Genomic DNA, 2,286 nt, shown 5'->3' on the forward strand with positions numbered 1-2,286 from the left:
CCGATCTCGTAGCCCGGGGCGATGATGATCTTCGACGAGTAGCGCATGTTGATGCCGGCATCGCCCGCATCGACCGGCTTCATCGAACCCTTGATCTCGCCCTGCTCTTCGTTACCGGTGGCGCCGAAGTTGGAGAAGATCACGTTCGACACCGAACGGTTCATCGCCTTGGCCATCAGCAAGGTCAGCAGGGTGCCGGCCGAGCCGACCACCATGCCGGCGATCATCAGCGCGGGGTTCTGCAGCACGAAGCCTTCGAAGCCGACCGCGAGGCCGGTGAACGCGTTGTACAGCGAGATCACCACGGGCATGTCGGCGCCGCCGATCGGCATCGTCATCAGCACGCCGAAGATCAGCGCCAGGACGAAGAACGAGGCGGTCATCCACACCGGCGCATGGCCGTGGGCACCGAAGGCGATGTACAGGCCGAGCGCCAGGGTGGCGACGAAGAACGTGCCGTTCATCACCTGCAGGCCGGTGAAGCGCCAGACGCCGTTGATGCGGCCATCGAGCTTGGCCCAGGCGATCACCGAGCCGGACAGCGAGATCGCGCCGATCAGCGAGCCGATGATGGTGACCACCAGCGGAATCAGCGTGTGCTCGGCCGAAGTGCGGAACAGTTCCACCGCGCCGATCGCGGCCGCCGCGCCGCCGCCCATGCCGTTGTAGAGCGCGACCATCTGCGGCATCGCGGTCATTTCGACCTTCTTGCCGCTGGTCCAGGCCCAGCCGAGGCCGATCGCCAGTGCGACGGCACCGAGTGCTGCGTTGACCATCAGATGCGGCTTGGCCGCTTCGTTGACGTTGAACACGTACAGGAAGCTGGCGAGTACGGCGACCAGCATGCCGAGGCCGGCAACGCGAATGCCCGAGGCCGCCGTGACCGGCGAGGACATGCGCTTCAGACCATAAATGAACAAAAAGGCGGCAGCGAGGAAGCTGGCGTCGATGATGAGTTGAGCGGTCATGTCGGTCTTAAGCCTTCTTCTTGTCCGAGGACTTGAACATCTGCAGCATCCGTTCGGTCACCACGTAGCCGCCGGCCGCATTGCCGGCACCGAGCAGCACGCCGACGAAGCCGATCACCTGCTCGGTCACCGAAGTGGCGTTGAGCAGCGCAAACAGCGCGCCGACGACGACGATGCCGTGCACGAAGTTCGAGCCCGACATCAGCGGCGTGTGCAGGATCGACGGTACGCGGCCGATGATCTCGTAGCCGGTGAAGGCGGCGAGCATGAAGATGTACAGCGCGATGAATCCGGTCAGCATGGTTTAGCCCTCGACAGCTTTCTTTGCCGCTTCGTTCTTGATCTCGCCGGCATGCGTCAGGCAGCTCTTGGCGATGATCTCGTCGTTCCAGTCCAGGTTGATCGCCTGTTCCTTGAGGAACAGTTCGATCAGGTTGTACTGGTTCTTCGCGTACAGCTCGCTGGCGTGTTCGCCGAGCAGGCTCGGCACGTTCAGCGGCGCGACGATGGTGACCTGGCCGACCGTGGTGGTTTCGCCGGGCACCGTGTACTCGGTGTTGCCGCCGCCTTCCGCCGCGAGATCGATGATCACGCTGCCGGCCTTCATGCCATCGACCTGCGCTTTCGAGATCAGCTTCGGGCTCGGGCGGCCCGGAATCGCGGCGGTGGTGATGATGATGTCGGCGGCCTGGATGTGCTTGGTGACGACGGCGGCGATCTTCGCCTTCTCCTCGTCGGTCAGCTCGCGGGCGTAGCCGCCGGTGCCGCGGGCGTCGACACCGGTGTCGATGAACTTGGCACCGAGCGATTCGACCTGCTCCTTCACTTCCGGACGCACGTCATAGCCTTCGACCTTGGCGCCGATGCGGCGCGAGGTGGCGATCGCCGACAGGCCGGCGACGCCGACGCCCATCACCAGCACCGTGCCCGGCTTGATCGAGCCGGTGGCGAAGGTGGTCATCGGCATCATGCGGGCGATGCTGGTGGCGCCCATCAGCGCGCCGTAGTAGCCGGCGAGCGCGGCCTGGGACGACAGCGCGTCCATCGACTGCGCGCGGGTGATGCGCGGCATGAATTCCATCGCCAGGGCTTCGTAGCCGGCAGTGGCATAAGCGTCGATTCGCGCGCGGTCCCCGAAGGGGTTAAGGCCGGCGACGATCCACGCGCCGGACGCGGCGCCCGTCAGACCGGCGGGATCGGGGCCCTGCACGCCGAGGATGATGTCCGCGCCGGCGAGCGTGCTGGCGCGGTCGGCGACGCTGGCGCCGACATCGGCATAGGCCTGATCGGCATAACGGGCGGCGGCACCGGCGCCGGC

Annotated in this window: 3 protein-coding genes; all 3 read right to left on the reverse strand. The window is 65.8% G+C overall.

Annotated elements, in window-relative coordinates:
* The coding region (locus tag QZY06_RS03875; protein ID WP_295680444.1) for an NAD(P)(+) transhydrogenase (Re/Si-specific) subunit beta at positions 1 to 968 on the reverse strand (968 nt) is incomplete at its 3' end.
* 7 nt (positions 969 to 975) lie between these two features.
* Entirely contained in the window at positions 976 to 1,269 is a 294-nt protein-coding gene (locus tag QZY06_RS03880) for an NAD(P) transhydrogenase subunit alpha (protein WP_022976376.1), read from the reverse strand.
* A gap of 3 nt (positions 1,270 to 1,272) precedes the next feature.
* Positions 1,273 to 2,286: NAD(P) transhydrogenase subunit alpha (locus tag QZY06_RS03885; protein ID WP_295680447.1), on the reverse strand; the 1,014-nt coding region annotated here is incomplete at its 5' end.

The sequence above is a fragment of the uncultured Nevskia sp. genome (assembly GCF_903885465.1).
GTDB lineage: Bacteria > Pseudomonadota > Gammaproteobacteria > Nevskiales > Nevskiaceae > Nevskia.

What these genes read in the sequence shown, in the direction of transcription:
- QZY06_RS03880 (WP_022976376.1), bottom strand. Translation starts at nt 1,269, where the DNA reads ATGCTGACCGGATTCATCGCGCTGTACATCTTCATGCTCGCCGCCTTC.